Here is a 14,897-nt window from a genome sequence, read left to right on the forward strand (position 1 = left end):
TTGTGCGGGGGCGATTATCTTCTGCCCCCTACTATGTTTAATGCTGGCACTGACGGCAGAAAAATGTACTGCGTTGCCCCAATTTTATACTGTCGATTTTCTCACCGCTTGTCCCACCACATCGTGGGCAAAGTTCACCTTTCTTGCCATAGACAAACAGTTCTTGAGCAAAATATCCTGGTTTGCCATCAGATTGTAGAAAATCCTTCAGTGTCGTTCCGCCTTGTTCAATCGAACGGCGTAAGATCTGTTTGATGGTATCGGCCAATAGATGGGCTTCTGGCTGCGTCAGTGAATTTACCGGACGTTCAGGCAGGATACGTGCAACGAATAACGCTTCGTTGGCATAAATATTCCCAACACCAACGACCACTTTATTATCCATTAGCCATGGTTTAATCGCCGTTTTTTTATTGCGGGAAAGTGTGTAAAGGTATTCGCCGTCAAACCGATCGGAAAGCGGTTCTGGGCCTAAATGAACCAGTACGGAGCACGTATTAAGATTATCACTCCACAGCCATGCACCAAAACGTCGGGGATCGGTATAGCGGAGAATTTTACCATCAGCCATCATCACATCGACATGATCATGCTTTGCCGGAGGCTGTTCATTCAACAAAACACGCAAGCTGCCAGACATCCCCAAATGGATAATAATCCAGCCCTCCGGCAACTCAAGTAATAAGTACTTTGCCCGCCGTTGCACACTCAGCACCGGCCTGTCTGCAAGCGTCATGATTTGCTCGGAAACCGGCCAGCGTAAACGGGAATTCCTGACCTCAACATACTGGATCACATTGCCAACCAAGTGAGGTTCAATCCCCCTGCGGCTGGTTTCCACCTCTGGTAGCTCCGGCATACCAACTCCTTGAATAAATTATCTACGACAGTGGATCTGAACAGATTACAATACCGTTTTCATGTATTATTTGCAGCCAGATTCGATTGGGTAATATAAGAAAATAGATTGATTATTATGCTTAATATAAAAAATGGTTTTAACATCAGTCACAACAAGAAATCCTTATGGAATTTATCCCTTGTTGGGCTATATATCATTCTTGTTTATCTGCCAGATATCACAAGATACAAAAATCTTGTCATGATCCTTATCTGTATAACCGCACTCTATTATCTGGTAAAGGATTTTCGTCAAGTAGCCCGTTCATTACGTAACCACCTATTTTTATCCGTATTACTGTTCGTTCTGGCGATGTTCTACTCTGTTGGAATTTCCATTGATCCTGCATTGAGTTTCAAGGAAATGAATAAACCGATTTTAAATGGATTACTTTTATTCAGTTTTACTCTTCCTATTGTGCTCTATCAAGAAAGTAAAGAACATATCGCTAAGATGATCCTCACTGCCTTTATTATCGGCCTGACCGCTATCTCACTAACCGATATTGCGAAATACATCATTAATTACCATGCTACAGGTGAAATGCCGTTTACGAATTTCAATCACCGCGAGTTTTCTTACGGGTTTATTTTCTATTTCCCTGTATTACTTTGTACCTGGGCGTTATGGAAGAAGCATTCTCTACTCAGCTGGTTATTGTTGATTATTGCCTCAGCGATTAGCTTATTCTTACTCCTTGGAACACTTTCCCGTGGTGCGTGGGTTGCCATTGTCGTCGCCACCGTGTTTATCATTGTGATTAACAGAGAGTGGAAACTCACCTTTGCAGCGACAATATGTCTGGGGATACTGGCTGGCGCGACACACTGGTCAGCGATATCCAACCCTGACACTCGATTACTGATCCATAAACTCACCCAAACAGATAGCAGCTATCGCTATAGTAACGGCACCCAAGGTTCTGCATGGTCCCTAATCATGGAAAACCCTATCAAGGGCTATGGTTTTGGTAATAAAATTTATCATCACGTCTACAATAACCGTGTAGCTGATTATCCTGATTGGACATTCAGAACTTCAATTGGTCCACATAATATCTTCTTATCACTTTGGTTTTCGGCTGGTGTTCTTGGCTTGATCACAACGGTGTTGATGACATTTTCAGCTCTATTGACCAGTGGACAAATCATTCGTCAACATAACGACATTGTCAGCCAAGTAGGGCTTATCCTTCTGTCCGCTTTTATCGGCTTATTTATCGTCAGGGGAGCTTTTGAAAATGCTTATATCAATGAAATAGGTATCCTGTTTGGTTTAATGATTTCGCTATATAAGAAGCCAACCAATAAGGCGATAACCTAAACGGTGAAATATCAGCCCATAGGCAACAGATGCTATGGGCTGAATTTATCACTGAAGCCTGCTGATTATGGGCGTAATTTTTCCGCTATCACACTCATCATTAACTTCGCACGTTGATCCCAGTTAAACCGTTCTGCAACCAATCGTTGGGAATAATCAATTTTCGCCATCATTTCAGCGGGATGATTAATCAGCCACTGTATCTGTTCAGCAAAACTTTCCGCATTTTCACTATCTGCGAAATTGACCGCATTTTCATCCACCGCATCACGAATGGAAGGGAAATCAGAAATAACGACAGGTTTACCCATCGCCATATATTCAAAAAGTTTAAGGGGGGAAGTATAGCGGCTGCCGATACTGGTTTTCGTCAAGGGTAGAACACAAATATCACTATCAGCAATCACCTGAAAGCGTTTTTTAGGTTGAATAAAGCCAAGGAAATTAACTTTATCACTTACGCCAATCTGCTCAGCAACCTGACGCAATCGCTCAATTTGTTCAGTTGTACCGCCGGCAATGTTCAGTTCAACCTTATCCAGATAAGACATGGCTTTCATTACTGTCGGGACGCCTTTCCAACGATGCAGGCTACCCAGATAAAGCACTTTTTTAGGCAATGTGCTGTTGTGATCACTGCTGGCCGGCGTCTGTTTAGCCGCTTCAGCCGCCTGCATATCAACGCCATCAGGTGCCACAACAACCGGTGTCTTGACCCTATATTGTTTATAAATATCTTCTTGTAATAACGAAGTCAGGACAAAGACAACCTGAGAACACTCATAAACCTGCTGCTCAATCTTTCTGAGTTTATGATATTTACGTTGGTTTTTACGATTGAGCAAATCATGGGATTCTTTAAACGACTGAGAAAATATTTCATGGCTTTCAAAGAAATGGGGGATATTGGGATGATGACACAACAGGTAATTCGCCATTTTAATATTGCGGGTAAAGAGCGCATCAACCTGATGCTCTTTAAGCCAGCGGGAAACCTGCAAGTAAAACAGTTTCTGAGTATTTAGCGGGAAATACCATTTTCGTCGTATATCGTGCAGGGCAATTAATTCCACAGAAGGCGGTAGCGACCTGCCAAGGATTTCCTCAACTTGGGTCTGGCCTTTCGGGGTAATCAGACAAACACGGTGCCCCTGACGGGCAAAAGCATCTACATTCTGCAAAATTTGCAGTGATGCAACCCGATAATCAGGCACAGGATAAGGATCAATATACGCAATTTTCATTATTTTTTATGGCGTTCAATAAACGGCTAGCAGAATGTTCCCAAGTGTACATTGTTTCAATTCTCTGGCGGGCTGATTTCCCCATATTTTCCCCTCTATCCGGCAGGGACAAAAGATGATTCACCGCATCAGCAATCGCCATCGCATCACCGGGCGTTACCAAAATACCCGCACTTCCCTCATTACCAACCACTTCCGGTATTCCACCAATATAGCTGGCAATCACAGGTCGCCCACACGCCATCGCTTCTGCAATCGTAATACCAAATGCCTCATCACCAATACTCGGGAAAATACCCGCATCACCTGCCGCATAAAATTCAGGTAATTGATCATGGCCCACTGGCGGGTGAAAAATAACGGATTCTTCCAGACTTAAAGCAGAAACCCGCTTTTCAAGCAATTTCAAATCCTCACCTTCACCAATAATCAATAACTTTACATCCTTGTCCCGCAGCAACGCCATTGCATCAATGGCGACTTTCATGCCCTTCCAACCAACCAACCTGCCAGCAAACGTTAACAGGAACGTTTTCTCATTGATGCCTAATCGAGTTCGGACAGCCGAATCAGCGGGTTTGAATTTATCGATATCCACCCCATTATAGATGACACCAGGAAATTGTTTGAAGTGATGCTGAATCTGCCAGGCATTAAAATGACTACATGCAACCCAAGCCGAGATTTTCTTGCCTAATACCCGATCCCCTTTAAAAAAACTGGTTCCGCCACTCATATAGCAAAACTGGGTATGGGATGTTGCTGGCATCATTCTGGGCCAGAAAAAATCAAACGGTTTCGTCAAAATCACCCAATCAAAATTTTCAGCAATCACTGTTTCCCGGGCATGACGAGCAAAGGAATAACGTTCAACAATGCGTTGGAAGCGACGCCCAAGGTTAAGTACGCGCGCTCTGGGGACAAATGGGAAAGTGTGAATAGGGATATTTCTTCCACCTAATGCAGGCCGAACATCGCCAGTACCACCGAAAATATGGATTTCATGCCCCGCATCTGTCAACGCCTTGGCTAACTCCCAAACAGCGGTTTGAATACCGCCATACGACATGGTCACAGTGACATCGATAAATCCTATTTTCATTTTGTTCATTATCCTTTCATTGATTTTCCAGCAAGTTCTGAACAGAGTGCCAGACTTGATCTACCGATATTGCTGACATGGTATCTTGACGCGTTGCCTGCCTGTAATCGACAGGATGTTCAATGACCGCTAATTTGGGATGTTGTTGAGGTGCGAGAAAACGCCCCGGATGAAAACTGTGATACAGGGCAACCATTGGTATCCCCAATGCCCCGGCCAAGTGAGTTGTCCCGGTATCAACGCCTACATACAAATTAAGTTGACTCATGATCGCCGCATTTTGCCGCATCGTCGTCTTACCCGCCAATGAGGAACATCGGTGTGGCCCTAATTTTTCAGCCAGCATCCGCGCACTATCTTCACCCTCTTTACTGCCTAACAGCAAAATATGTGCATGCGGATAATCACGATAAATACGTTGAGCTAATTTGTAAAAATGTTCTACCGGCCAATCACGATAGGCTTTTGCGGGAAAACTCTGTAACTGAAAACCGATCCTTAATTGCCGTTCTATCCCTTGCTGCTGAAGAAAACCTTTGGCGTATGCCTCTTCACATGAGCTTACACTATAGTGCAAACGCCAATTATTCACGTCAACCCCAAGTGCATTAATTAGCAGCGCTCTTTCCTGTTGTGCCGGCATAAGTTCTCTCGGCCTTGCAACAGCATATTCATGTGATTTTTTACCCGCATTATCCGAAAAATAAACGGTTAAATTTGCGGCGCGTTTAGCGTACTGCAACAGAGATTGATCATGACCATATACGAATGCCAGATCATATTGCCGACGAGAAAACCAGCCACACCACTTAGCTTTGCCTTTTGAAAACGCCTTTAATTCATTAAGTAAACCGACATTTTCAAGAATTTCTTTTGTTTTTTTATGCACAAATATATCAATATTTGCCTCCGGCCACTTTTCTTTCAGGGCACGAATAACCGGAGTCACAAGCAATGTGTCACCAAAGCGGGCAACATTAATGATTAAAATATTTTGGGGTTGCATAATAATGAATATTAAATTATCAATCCAAGGATTGGCACTGTAAGGTACTATACAATAAAGTGATTCAATGTTCTATTTACTGTTAATAAACACAATAGACATACGAAAATAAAATTTATTATATTTCAAGTTGTTAAATAAAAATGTCGCTTATTCTGCCAATCCAGACAGAAATAATACAAACAAAATATTACCGCTTGCTTTCTATACTGCGATAAAAAATAGACTCCATTTTATCTAACATATTATCCATGCCAAATAAGTGAGTCGCCCGTTGCAATGAAGCCTCTCTCATACGTAACCGCAACGCTGCATCATGAATTAATAAGTCTAATTTTTCTGTTAATTGTTCAACATTTCTCGGTTCGATAACATACCCTGTATCGCCATCAATCACGGCTTCGGCAATCGCGCCCACGGAGGTAGAGACAACCGGCAGTCCACATGCCATTGCCTGCATGATGCCTTGGGGTACACCTTCATTACCAAACGAAGGCAGGGCAAAGATATCCATTGCATTTAAGCAATCAGGAACATCCTGACGATTGCCAAGAAAAATAACACTTTCAGTCAATCCCTCCTGCTGAACCCGCGGCTCTAAATTCTTTCTCTGCGGACCATCGCCCACGAACAGCAATTGCCAATCAGGATAACGTTGATGAAGAATTTTCCAACTATCAAGCAAATAACGATGCCCTTTCCACGTTCTCATTGTGGCAACAATACCCAACGTCGGCTTGTCTTTGATACCCATGCGCTGACGACTCAAGGACTTGCTTGCAGGATGAAAACGCGACAAATCAATCCCTGTCGGCACAGAAGTCATATGAGCGAGTGGATAATCATTATGTGCATGCAGATATTGGCGCAGTTTTTCCCCTGTTGTCACAATATGCTGGCAGGCGTGTAAATATAGCCAACGAGTCGCAATGGATTTTGAAACATGAGTTGAAACATGACGGGTTCGGACAACCGGGGGCATGCCTTTTAATGTGGCACATGCCGCAGCCACCTGCCAAGAGTCCGTCGAGCTATGGGTATTGATGACATCGAATTGGCGGCCTTCGGTCTTTAACCAACGACGCATTGCCCGCAGGCAAGGAAGACGTTTTTTTTCAATGGGAAGTGCGACAACAGGCACACCATAACGGTGAGCTTCGCGGTAAAGCGTTGAAGTCGGGCAACAAACGATAACCACATGGTGCCCACGCTGTATCATGCCCTGAGATTCTGTCAGGATACGAATTTCCTGCCCTCCCCAGCCACACGATGATTCTGTATGTAAGATATTCAAGGTATTTCTAACCATTTTAGCGCTACGCTTGACAGCTCATCATTAAAAAAACGGTAGTATAACTGAACAATGCCTGACGTTCACACACATCACCTGATTTAAACTACACAGCCATTGCATTATCAACAGATATAAAAAAACCCAGCATAATGCTGGGCTTTTTACAATCCACTAAAATTATTTAATTTTAGCTTCTTTGTACATAACATGCTGGCGAACAACTGGATCGAACTTTTTCATTTCCAGTTTTTCTGGCATAGTACGCTTGTTCTTCGTAGTGGTATAGAAGTGACCTGTACCAGCAGAAGAGACCAGCTTGATTTTATCGCGAATACCTTTAGCCATTTTTCAGCTCCTTAGTACTTCTCACCACGGGCACGCAGTTCAGCCAGAACTGTATCGATACCCTTTTTGTCAATCACACGCATACCTTTAGCAGTGACACGCAGGGTTACAAAACGTTTCTCAGACTCAACCCAGAAACGATGAGAGTGCAGGTTAGGCAGAAAACGACGCTTAGTCGCATTTAATGCGTGGGAGCGGTTGTTACCACTCACTGGGCGCTTGCCAGTAACTTGGCAGACTCGGGACATGTCTATTCTCCAAAAATCAAATCAGCTCGAGCTTTGTATTGGGTATGACCGCCTCGTCAGGCTTAGGAGCCGAGATAGGCTCTTCTCGTCAAACCCAAGATCCTCAAAGGTGGCGTAGTATACGCCCTCATTCGCAGATGCTCAAGTCCCGAACAACTAAGATCTGATCGTATCGCGAAAAAACCGTATTAAATCCAACCTCTTTCCATAAATGAAACACAAGATTGTTTACCAATGACGATATGATCCAAAACCTTAACGCCAACCAAGTCACACGCCGCAATAATTTTTTCTGTCACCAATTTATCTGCCAAGCTAGGCTCTGGATTGCCGGAAGGGTGATTGTGAGCCAGAATAATTGATGCCGCATTCACTTTAACCGCCTGTTTTACAATTTCACGCGGATGAACTTCAACTTTGTTTATCGTTCCTTTAAACATTTCATCATGGCAGATGACTTTATTTTGGTTCGTCAAAAACAGTACCACAAAGACCTCTCGATCTTGCCAAGATAATAAATCCTGCAAATAATGCTGGGTTATCGTGGGGCTGCTCATAATATCTTCGTGGATAAACTGACTGGAAAAAAATCGTTTTGCCAATTCAGAAACCGCCTGCAACTGAACATATTTGCACAATCCCATGCCTTTATGTGAACAAAAATCAGCGTAATCAGCGGATAGCAGATGGTAAAGCGAACCAAACGATTTCAGCAGATTATCCGCCATTTGCACGACAGGGACGCCCCGGGTTCCTGTACGCAAAAAGATCGCCAATAACTCCGCGTCCGTTAAAGAAACAGCCCCATAAGCCAGTAATTTCTCACGGGGAAGAAGATTTGAATGCAATTCTTCGCTACTTTCCATTACTGTGACATCCATACAGGCTCCTCCCTTAACATCCTTTGCCCCATAACCACCATCCATGACGATGGAATCCATCAAGTCGATACTCACTCGCCGCCTACTATCCCATGATGAAAAAATCATCGCCAGTTCGATTTGTGAGGCTTGCGCAGCGCTTCGCAAACTTGCCATTTTTGACGACCTATTTTTAACGGACTAAATAGGAGTGCTCAACTCAATATTTTCTTGTGATAGAATCTTAAGGAATTGCAACTGACCTCTGGACAATCAAAATGACAGGATTTTCCGGCAAACAAATTTCTGATCATCCGCTTTCTGGTAAACAGATCGTCCTCGGAATCAGCGGAGGGATCGCCGCTTACAAAACTGCCGAACTGGTGCGCCGCTTGCGTGATCGTGGTGCTCAGGTACGCGTTGTCATGACGCCCGCAGCAGAGGCTTTTATTACGCCATTGACGTTACAGGCCGTCTCTGGCCACCCTGTCTCTGATGACCTATTGGATCCCGCGGCTGAAGCCGCCATGGGGCATATCGAACTGGCAAAGTGGGCTGATTTAATCATTCTCGCACCCGCCACCGCAGACCTGCTGGCTCGCTTGACCGCAGGCATGGCGAATGATTTAGTCACCACCCTCTGCCTCGCTTCCGCAGCCCCCATTGCTGTTGCACCGGCAATGAATCAACAAATGTACCGTGCACAGGCAACCCAACATAACCTGAAGGTACTTAAAGAACGCAATATATTGATTTGGGGGCCGGATGAGGGCAGTCAGGCATGTGGGGATGTGGGGCCAGGAAGAATGTTGGAGCCGATGGCGATCGTCGAACGGGCAACGCAGCATTTCAACACTGAACAAAATTTTTCGGGTCTGCGCATGACGATTACCGCAGGGCCAACCCGTGAAGCCTTAGATCCCGTCCGTTTTATCAGCAATCACAGCTCCGGTAAAATGGGATTTTCCATTGCACAGGCCGCAGCAGAACGGGGGGCTGACGTGACATTAATTACCGGTCCGGTTAATTTACCCACACCGCAAGGTGTTAAGCGTATTGATGTCAACAGTGCTCTGGAAATGCATGAGCAAGTGCAAGCGACCACCGTCTCGCAGAATATCTTTATCGGTTGTGCTGCCGTGTCTGACTACCGTTTCAAACAAATCTCAACAGAGAAAATCAAAAAACAGGGTGATGAAATCACATTTACGCTCGTGAAAAATCCTGACATTGTCGCAAGCGTTGCCGCAATGGAAAAAAATCGTCCATTTGTCGTTGGGTTTGCAGCCGAAACCCAGAATGTGGAAGAATATGCCCGCGGAAAACTCAAGCAGAAGAATCTGGACTTGATTTGCGCAAATGATGTATCCCTGACCGGACACGGCTTCAACAGTGATACGAATGCACTACATCTATTCTGGCATGAGGGTAGTGTTCATTTACCCCACAGTGGTAAATTACAACTCAGCCACCGCTTATTAGACGAGATACTCAAACGCTATGATGAAAAAAATCGACGTTAAGATCCTTGATCCCCGCATCGGGCAAGAATTTCCTTTACCGACTTATGCTACACCTGGTTCTGCGGGTTTAGACTTACGTGCTTGTCTGGATAATGCAGTGGAACTGGCACCTGGCCAAACGGAACTTCTGCCAACCGGAATGGCTATCCATATTGCAGATGAACAATTGGCTGCGGTCATCCTGCCTCGCTCTGGCCTGGGTCACAAACATGGTGTTGTCCTGGGCAATTTGGTCGGGCTTATCGACTCGGATTATCAGGGACAATTAATGGTTTCAGTTTGGAACCGTGGTGATAAAACTTTCACCATCGAACCCGGTGAACGCATCGCCCAAATGGTTTTTGTGCCGGTTGTGCAGGCTGAATTGAATTTGGTTGAAGATTTTGATGCGAGCCAGCGCGGCAGTGGTGGATTTGGTCATTCCGGTCGTCAATAACTTTCCATAAAGCCTGATACCGTCAACCGATTTTCATATTTTTTGCCCACGATGTTTTGCCAATAACGTTGTGGCAAAAAATAGCTGGGTTTGTTTTGCTGTTTTAGCAGGGGTCTTATCAGACATGGCAGAAAAAGAACGTACAAAAAAGAAAAATAGGCGTGAGGAAATTTTGCAGGCACTGGCTCATATGCTGGAGTCCAGTGACGGTAGCCAACGCATTACGACTGCAAAACTCGCCGCCAACGTTGGTGTTTCTGAAGCAGCGCTTTACCGTCATTTTCCGAGCAAAACCCGGATGTTTGATAGCTTGATTGAGTTTATCGAAGATTCTTTGATTTCACGTATCAATCTGATCCTGCAAGATGAAAAGGACACCATCACGCGCATTCGGTTAATCCTTACCCTTATTTTAGGCTTTGCGGAAAAAAATCCGGGACTTACCCGTATCATGACCGGCCATGCTCTCATGTTTGAACAAGACAGATTGCAAAATCGCATCAATCAGCTATTTGAGCGAATCGAAATGCAGTTTCGCCAAATTTTAAAAGAGAAGAAAATCCGTGATGGGCAGGGATTCAATTATGATGAAACCGTATTGGCCTCACAATTACTGGCGTTTTGTGAAGGAATGCTCTCCCGTTTTGTTCGCTCTGAATTTCGCTATCGCCCGACAACTGAATTTGAAATACGCTGGCCTTTGATACTGACCCAACTGCAATAATCTACCTCGGCAATAACTTATCGCAGTATCGTCAGTTCGCCTCTTTTATTATGCAGCGAAGGATAACGTGCGGATTTTTTATTGAGTTGTGTTAACATATCCGAACTCATTGAGTTCACGATCCAGTGGCTCAATAATGGCATCATTATCACCATCCTTACCATGATCGATGCCATTTCTACTACTCACCCCGCCCACCCTTGGGCGAGGGGATTTTTTTTGCTCAAACCATCATTAGCGACTGGCCGTCTTTACTGTCCATCAAATACCATATTCTTTGCGATACGCTTCCACTGCGGCCAGATGGGATTGCATCTCTGGATTTTCGCGCAAATAACTGACCAAATCATTTAAGGTAATGATAGAGAAAACTTGGCAATGGTAGTCACGTTCAACTTCTTGAATCGCTGAAAGCGTTTCACGCCCACGTTCCTGACGATCCAGACACAAAATCACACCAGATAGCGTTGCTCCATGCTGCTTAATGATTTCCATCGACTCACGGATCGCCGTACCTGCTGTAATGACATCATCTACAACGACAACATTGCCTTGCAGCGGACTGCCAACCAGCGATCCCCCTTCACCATGATCTTTGGCTTCCTTGCGGTTAAAGCAATAAGGCATATCAATATCATGATGTTCAGCCAATGCCACTGCGGCCGTTGTCGCAATCGGGATACCCTTATAAGCTGGCCCAAACAGCAAATCACACTGAATTCCGCTATCCAGCAGCGCTGCCGCATAGAAACGGCCAATCAACGCCACGTCGCGTCCGGTATTAAACAGACCCGCATTGAAAAAGTACGGACTTTTGCGACCCGATTTCAGCGTAAATTCGCCAAATTTCAGCACCTGTTTTTTCAGTGCCAGTTCAATAAATTCGCGCTGATAGGCTTTCATTGGAGTTTCTCCTCTTTGATCTTTTGTCATTCATTACTATTGCAATTGCAGGTATCAGGTATATTGCAGGCATAAAAAAGGCGACTCTTCAGCCGCCTTTTTTATTGATTATTTTAATGGTTCTTGTTCCAACGCATCTCGCTGTGCTTTGAAAATAGTTTCCAGTCCCTGTTTTGCCAATGAGAGCAGTGAGAGCAATTCATCATGGCTGAACGGTTCACCTTCTGCCGTGCCCTGCACTTCAATCATTCTGCCGTCATCCATCATGACGATATTCATGTCAGTTTCAGCCGCAGAGTCTTCAACATACTCCAGGTCACAACGCCCTTCACCCTCAACGATCCCAACAGAAACTGCCGCAACCATCGCTTTCAGTGGGCTTTCTTTCAGTTTGCCATCCGCAACCAACTTATTCAGGGCATCAACCAATGCCACACAAGCACCAGAAATAGCCGCAGTGCGTGTACCGCCATCCGCTTGAATCACATCGCAATCCAGCGTAATGGTAAATTCACCCAGTTTTTTCAAATCGATGGCAGCACGCAGCGAACGTGCAATCAGGCGTTGGATTTCCATCGTGCGGCCTGTTTGTTTACCTCTGGCAGCTTCACGCGCATTACGGCTATTGGTCGCCCGTGGCAACATGCCGTACTCGGCCGTGATCCAGCCTTGCCCCTGACCTTTCAGGAAACGTGGAATTCCTTCTTCAACGGAGGCATTACATAACACTTTGGTATCGCCAAACTCCACCAGAACAGAACCTTCCGCGTGTTTAGTGTAATGACGGGTCATTTTAATAGGACGCACCTGCCCCGCTGCTCTTCCCGCCGGACGCTTTCCTACTAAGCTCATAATGTGATCTCCGTTGTTCGTAATTATTGGGGGCGCATTATACGGCCTAAAGCGGCGAATGCCTATCCTACATCTACATGGAACGTTATAATCCGCCCATCATTTTATAAACTGGGAATGAATTATGATCCGTAGTATGACCGCTTTTGCACGGCGAGATATCAAAGGAAATTGGGGAAATGCAGCCTGGGAAGTGCGTTCCGTCAATCAGCGTTACTTGGAAACCTATATTCGCCTGCCAGAGCAATTCAGAAGCCTTGAACCTGTCATCCGTGAGCGCATTCGTTCCCGCCTGACGCGCGGCAAAGTGGAATGTAACCTGCGTTTTGAACTGGGCACCCTTGCCCAAAGCGCCTTAATTCTGAACGAAAAGCTGGCAAAACAATTGGTTGAAGCCGCAAGCTGGGTGAAACAGCAAAGTAATGAAGGTGAAATTAATCCGGTGGATATCCTGCGCTGGCCGGGCGTGATGTCTGCCGAAGAGCAGGATTTGGATGCCATCAGTGCACAATTACTGGTGGAATTGGATCGGGCACTGGATGCGTTTATCCAGAGCCGTGAGACTGAAGGACAAGCGCTCAAGACACTGATTGAACAGCGTCTGGATGCGGTCACCGTGGAGGCGATGAAAGTCCGGGAACAAATGCCGGCAATCCTGCAATGGCAGCGCGAACGCTTGCAGACCAAGCTGGAAGAGGCACAAATTCAATTGGATAATGGCCGCCTTGAGCAAGAGCTCATTTTATTAGCTCAACGTATTGATGTGGCAGAAGAGTTGGATCGTCTGGATGCCCACGTTAAAGAGACACGTAATATCCTCAAGAAAAAAGAGGCCGTTGGCCGCCGACTGGATTTCATGATGCAGGAATTTAACCGCGAATCGAATACATTGGCTTCAAAATCCATTAATGCGGATATAACCAATTCTGCGATCGAGTTGAAGGTGCTGATTGAGCAAATGCGCGAACAGATCCAAAATATTGAATAACATTCCTTAGCATTTCAGAGAAAATCATAAAGCCAGATATACATTGTTATATCTGGCTTTCAGGACGTCCACAATCAGCCGCCAGAATGAAATCAGCTTCAAGATACTGCTTGCCCTATGCTTACGAAAAATGGAGCTATGCGGCGCACGTTGGGAAGAATTCAACTTTAAAAAGGCTGTCTGGCACTTTCCGGCAGAACGCAGCAAGAACGGTGATGCGGTAGACATTCCACTGTGTCCACAGGTTATAGAGTGGTTTATGGAATTAAGGGCTATGGCTTGTGGTAGTCAATATGTTCTACCCGCCAGAAAAATGCAGCATCGCATGATCCCACATATTCAGGAATCTACCTTACCCGTTGCGCTTGCCAAAGTAAGACGGGAATTACCTGTTGATATGCCTAACTTCACTATCCACGACTTTAGACGAACTGCCAGAACCCACTTAGCCGCGTTAGGTGTTGACCCCTTTGTAGCCGAACGTTGCCTAAATCACCGTATAAAAGGCGTTGAGGGCATCTATAACCGACATGATTACTTTGATGAGCGTAAAGCCGCACTAGCTCAATGGTGTGATTTGTTGGTGGCGCTGGAAAAAGGCGAAGACTACAACATTACTCCAATAAAACAAATCAAACGGAAATTTTTATGAATAAGAAGCCACTTGAGATTGATGTATTTAAGTTATTTTCATCCCAAGGACGTGCAACTCCTAATGCTGTAGCCCTTGCGGTTCTTGGCATAGATCCTTATACGGCAGTTAAAGATATACCAGAGGAGTATTCAGAACATATTAATAAGCTAAGAAGTGCTATTGTGAATAATGTAAACGCTATCAGGCCATTACAGGATACAAGAACAAACACAGCAGTTGATTCTGATATCGTGTTTGGTGCTGCATATCCGTGCATGTGCATATTAGAAGGTGTTACCCCAGAGATCATTACATCAAGAATAGAACAAGCTCTAAACAATATATATACAGAGCATAGAAAAAATGATGAATGGAAAACATACATTAAAGCCTTTGGCGGGTACTCTTTACAGGGTAAGAGCACGAGTGCTCATTTCTCACCCAAAGCCGTCAAACCGGCAATTAATACCTTATCCAAATAGTCACTACTCATGCCGGCTATTTTTCGTTTACG

The 14,897-nt window shown here is 44.9% G+C and carries 16 protein-coding genes and 1 pseudogene; 7 read left to right on the forward strand and 10 right to left on the reverse strand.

Annotated elements, in window-relative coordinates; genetic code table 11:
- Positions 1 to 37: 37 nt before the first annotated feature.
- On the reverse strand, positions 38 to 859 hold the full coding sequence (gene mutM / locus PSI17_RS04270) for a bifunctional DNA-formamidopyrimidine glycosylase/DNA-(apurinic or apyrimidinic site) lyase (protein WP_273550777.1): 822 nt from the start codon (positions 857 to 859) through the stop codon (positions 38 to 40).
- 117 nt (positions 860 to 976) lie between these two features.
- On the opposite strand from mutM, the gene rfaL reads away from it, so the two are divergent.
- A complete protein-coding gene (gene rfaL / locus PSI17_RS04275; protein ID WP_273550778.1) occupies positions 977 to 2,224 on the forward strand; it encodes an O-antigen ligase RfaL in 1,248 nt (415 codons plus the stop codon).
- Between the two features lie 65 nt (positions 2,225 to 2,289).
- On the opposite strand, the gene PSI17_RS04280 is transcribed toward rfaL, so the two are convergent.
- The 7 genes from PSI17_RS04280 to radC all read right to left on the reverse strand — a co-directional run bounded on the left by PSI17_RS04280 (position 2,290) and on the right by radC (position 8,344).
- Positions 2,290 to 3,468, reverse strand: a complete 1,179-nt coding sequence (locus PSI17_RS04280; protein WP_273550779.1) for a glycosyltransferase family 4 protein — start codon at positions 3,466 to 3,468, stop codon at positions 2,290 to 2,292.
- Positions 3,449 to 4,570 (reverse strand): glycosyltransferase family 4 protein, encoded by a 1,122-nt coding sequence (locus PSI17_RS04285; protein WP_273550780.1) that lies wholly within the window; start codon positions 4,568 to 4,570, stop codon positions 3,449 to 3,451. Before PSI17_RS04285 ends, PSI17_RS04280 begins: the two co-directional genes overlap by 20 nt.
- Before the next feature lie 16 nt (positions 4,571 to 4,586).
- The gene (locus PSI17_RS04290) at positions 4,587 to 5,576 is read right to left on the reverse strand and encodes a glycosyltransferase family 9 protein (protein WP_273550781.1); all 990 of its coding nucleotides are present in this window, start codon (positions 5,574 to 5,576) and stop codon (positions 4,587 to 4,589) included.
- Positions 5,577 to 5,766: 190 nt separating this feature from the next.
- Entirely contained in the window at positions 5,767 to 6,885 is a 1,119-nt protein-coding gene (locus PSI17_RS04295) for a glycosyltransferase family 4 protein (protein WP_273550782.1), read from the reverse strand.
- A gap of 162 nt (positions 6,886 to 7,047) precedes the next feature.
- Entirely contained in the window at positions 7,048 to 7,215 is a 168-nt protein-coding gene (gene rpmG, locus PSI17_RS04300; RefSeq protein ID WP_010847629.1) for a 50S ribosomal protein L33, read from the reverse strand.
- 11 nt (positions 7,216 to 7,226) lie between these two features.
- Complete coding sequence (gene rpmB / locus PSI17_RS04305; RefSeq protein WP_045967846.1) at positions 7,227 to 7,463, reverse strand: 50S ribosomal protein L28; 237 nt, start codon at positions 7,461 to 7,463, stop codon at positions 7,227 to 7,229.
- Positions 7,464 to 7,651: 188 nt separating this feature from the next.
- Positions 7,652 to 8,344, reverse strand: a complete 693-nt coding sequence (gene radC, locus PSI17_RS04310) for a RadC family protein (RefSeq protein ID WP_273550793.1) — start codon at positions 8,342 to 8,344, stop codon at positions 7,652 to 7,654.
- 257 nt (positions 8,345 to 8,601) lie between these two features.
- On the opposite strand from radC, the gene coaBC reads away from it, so the two are divergent.
- The 3 genes from coaBC (at position 8,602) to slmA (ending at position 11,006) form a co-directional block, all read left to right on the forward strand.
- Positions 8,602 to 9,846 carry a bifunctional phosphopantothenoylcysteine decarboxylase/phosphopantothenate--cysteine ligase CoaBC gene (gene coaBC, locus PSI17_RS04315; protein ID WP_273550783.1) on the forward strand — a complete coding sequence of 415 codons (1,245 nt, stop codon included), beginning with the start codon at positions 8,602 to 8,604 and terminating at the stop codon, positions 9,844 to 9,846.
- Positions 9,824 to 10,282: a dUTP diphosphatase gene (gene dut, locus PSI17_RS04320; protein WP_273550784.1), complete on the forward strand. Its 459-nt coding sequence runs from the start codon at positions 9,824 to 9,826 to the stop codon at positions 10,280 to 10,282. Before coaBC ends, dut begins: the two co-directional genes overlap by 23 nt.
- Before the next feature lie 124 nt (positions 10,283 to 10,406).
- On the forward strand, positions 10,407 to 11,006 hold the full coding sequence (gene slmA / locus PSI17_RS04325; protein ID WP_273550785.1) for a nucleoid occlusion factor SlmA: 600 nt from the start codon (positions 10,407 to 10,409) through the stop codon (positions 11,004 to 11,006).
- 261 nt (positions 11,007 to 11,267) lie between these two features.
- On the opposite strand, the gene pyrE is transcribed toward slmA, so the two are convergent.
- Together pyrE and rph are read right to left on the reverse strand one after the other, a co-directional pair.
- Entirely contained in the window at positions 11,268 to 11,909 is a 642-nt protein-coding gene (gene pyrE, locus PSI17_RS04330; RefSeq protein WP_273550786.1) for an orotate phosphoribosyltransferase, read from the reverse strand.
- 108 nt (positions 11,910 to 12,017) lie between these two features.
- The gene (rph, locus tag PSI17_RS04335) at positions 12,018 to 12,761 is read right to left on the reverse strand and encodes a ribonuclease PH (protein WP_273550787.1); all 744 of its coding nucleotides are present in this window, start codon (positions 12,759 to 12,761) and stop codon (positions 12,018 to 12,020) included.
- A gap of 124 nt (positions 12,762 to 12,885) precedes the next feature.
- Between rph and PSI17_RS04340 the strand changes: the two genes are divergently transcribed.
- From PSI17_RS04340 to PSI17_RS04350, 3 genes and pseudogenes are all read left to right on the forward strand, one after another.
- Positions 12,886 to 13,749, forward strand: coding sequence for a YicC/YloC family endoribonuclease (locus PSI17_RS04340; protein ID WP_273550788.1), 864 nt, complete (start codon positions 12,886 to 12,888; stop codon positions 13,747 to 13,749).
- 43 nt (positions 13,750 to 13,792) lie between these two features.
- Positions 13,793 to 14,401: pseudogene (locus PSI17_RS04345) on the forward strand (tyrosine-type recombinase/integrase); the annotation flags it as partial.
- The gene (locus PSI17_RS04350) at positions 14,398 to 14,865 is read left to right on the forward strand and encodes a hypothetical protein (protein WP_273550789.1); all 468 of its coding nucleotides are present in this window, start codon (positions 14,398 to 14,400) and stop codon (positions 14,863 to 14,865) included. The pseudogene PSI17_RS04345 and the gene PSI17_RS04350, both read left to right, overlap by 4 nt.
- The last annotated feature ends 32 nt before the right edge of the window (positions 14,866 to 14,897 follow it).

The organism is Xenorhabdus sp. IM139775, assembly GCF_028598745.1.
In the GTDB taxonomy this organism is placed as follows: Bacteria; Pseudomonadota; Gammaproteobacteria; order Enterobacterales; family Enterobacteriaceae; genus Xenorhabdus.

What these genes read in the sequence shown, in the direction of transcription:
- rpmG (WP_010847629.1), bottom strand. Translation starts at nt 7,215, where the DNA reads ATGGCTAAAGGTATTCGCGATAAAATCAAGCTGGTCTCTTCTGCTGGT.
- rpmB (WP_045967846.1), bottom strand. Translation starts at nt 7,463, where the DNA reads ATGTCCCGAGTCTGCCAAGTTACTGGCAAGCGCCCAGTGAGTGGTAAC.
- dut (WP_273550784.1), top strand. Translation starts at nt 9,824, where the DNA reads ATGATGAAAAAAATCGACGTTAAGATCCTTGATCCCCGCATCGGGCAA.
- PSI17_RS04290 (WP_273550781.1), bottom strand. Translation starts at nt 5,576, where the DNA reads ATGCAACCCCAAAATATTTTAATCATTAATGTTGCCCGCTTTGGTGAC.
- PSI17_RS04285 (WP_273550780.1), bottom strand. Translation starts at nt 4,570, where the DNA reads ATGAAAATAGGATTTATCGATGTCACTGTGACCATGTCGTATGGCGGT.
- PSI17_RS04280 (WP_273550779.1), bottom strand. Translation starts at nt 3,468, where the DNA reads ATGAAAATTGCGTATATTGATCCTTATCCTGTGCCTGATTATCGGGTT.
- rph (WP_273550787.1), bottom strand. Translation starts at nt 12,761, where the DNA reads ATGAGCTTAGTAGGAAAGCGTCCGGCGGGAAGAGCAGCGGGGCAGGTG.
- PSI17_RS04350 (WP_273550789.1), top strand. Translation starts at nt 14,398, where the DNA reads ATGAATAAGAAGCCACTTGAGATTGATGTATTTAAGTTATTTTCATCC.
- pyrE (WP_273550786.1), bottom strand. Translation starts at nt 11,909, where the DNA reads ATGAAAGCCTATCAGCGCGAATTTATTGAACTGGCACTGAAAAAACAG.
- mutM (WP_273550777.1), bottom strand. Translation starts at nt 859, where the DNA reads ATGCCGGAGCTACCAGAGGTGGAAACCAGCCGCAGGGGGATTGAACCT.
- rfaL (WP_273550778.1), top strand. Translation starts at nt 977, where the DNA reads ATGCTTAATATAAAAAATGGTTTTAACATCAGTCACAACAAGAAATCC.
- PSI17_RS04340 (WP_273550788.1), top strand. Translation starts at nt 12,886, where the DNA reads ATGATCCGTAGTATGACCGCTTTTGCACGGCGAGATATCAAAGGAAAT.
- coaBC (WP_273550783.1), top strand. Translation starts at nt 8,602, where the DNA reads ATGACAGGATTTTCCGGCAAACAAATTTCTGATCATCCGCTTTCTGGT.
- slmA (WP_273550785.1), top strand. Translation starts at nt 10,407, where the DNA reads ATGGCAGAAAAAGAACGTACAAAAAAGAAAAATAGGCGTGAGGAAATT.
- radC (WP_273550793.1), bottom strand. Translation starts at nt 8,344, where the DNA reads ATGGATGTCACAGTAATGGAAAGTAGCGAAGAATTGCATTCAAATCTT.
- PSI17_RS04295 (WP_273550782.1), bottom strand. Translation starts at nt 6,885, where the DNA reads ATGGTTAGAAATACCTTGAATATCTTACATACAGAATCATCGTGTGGC.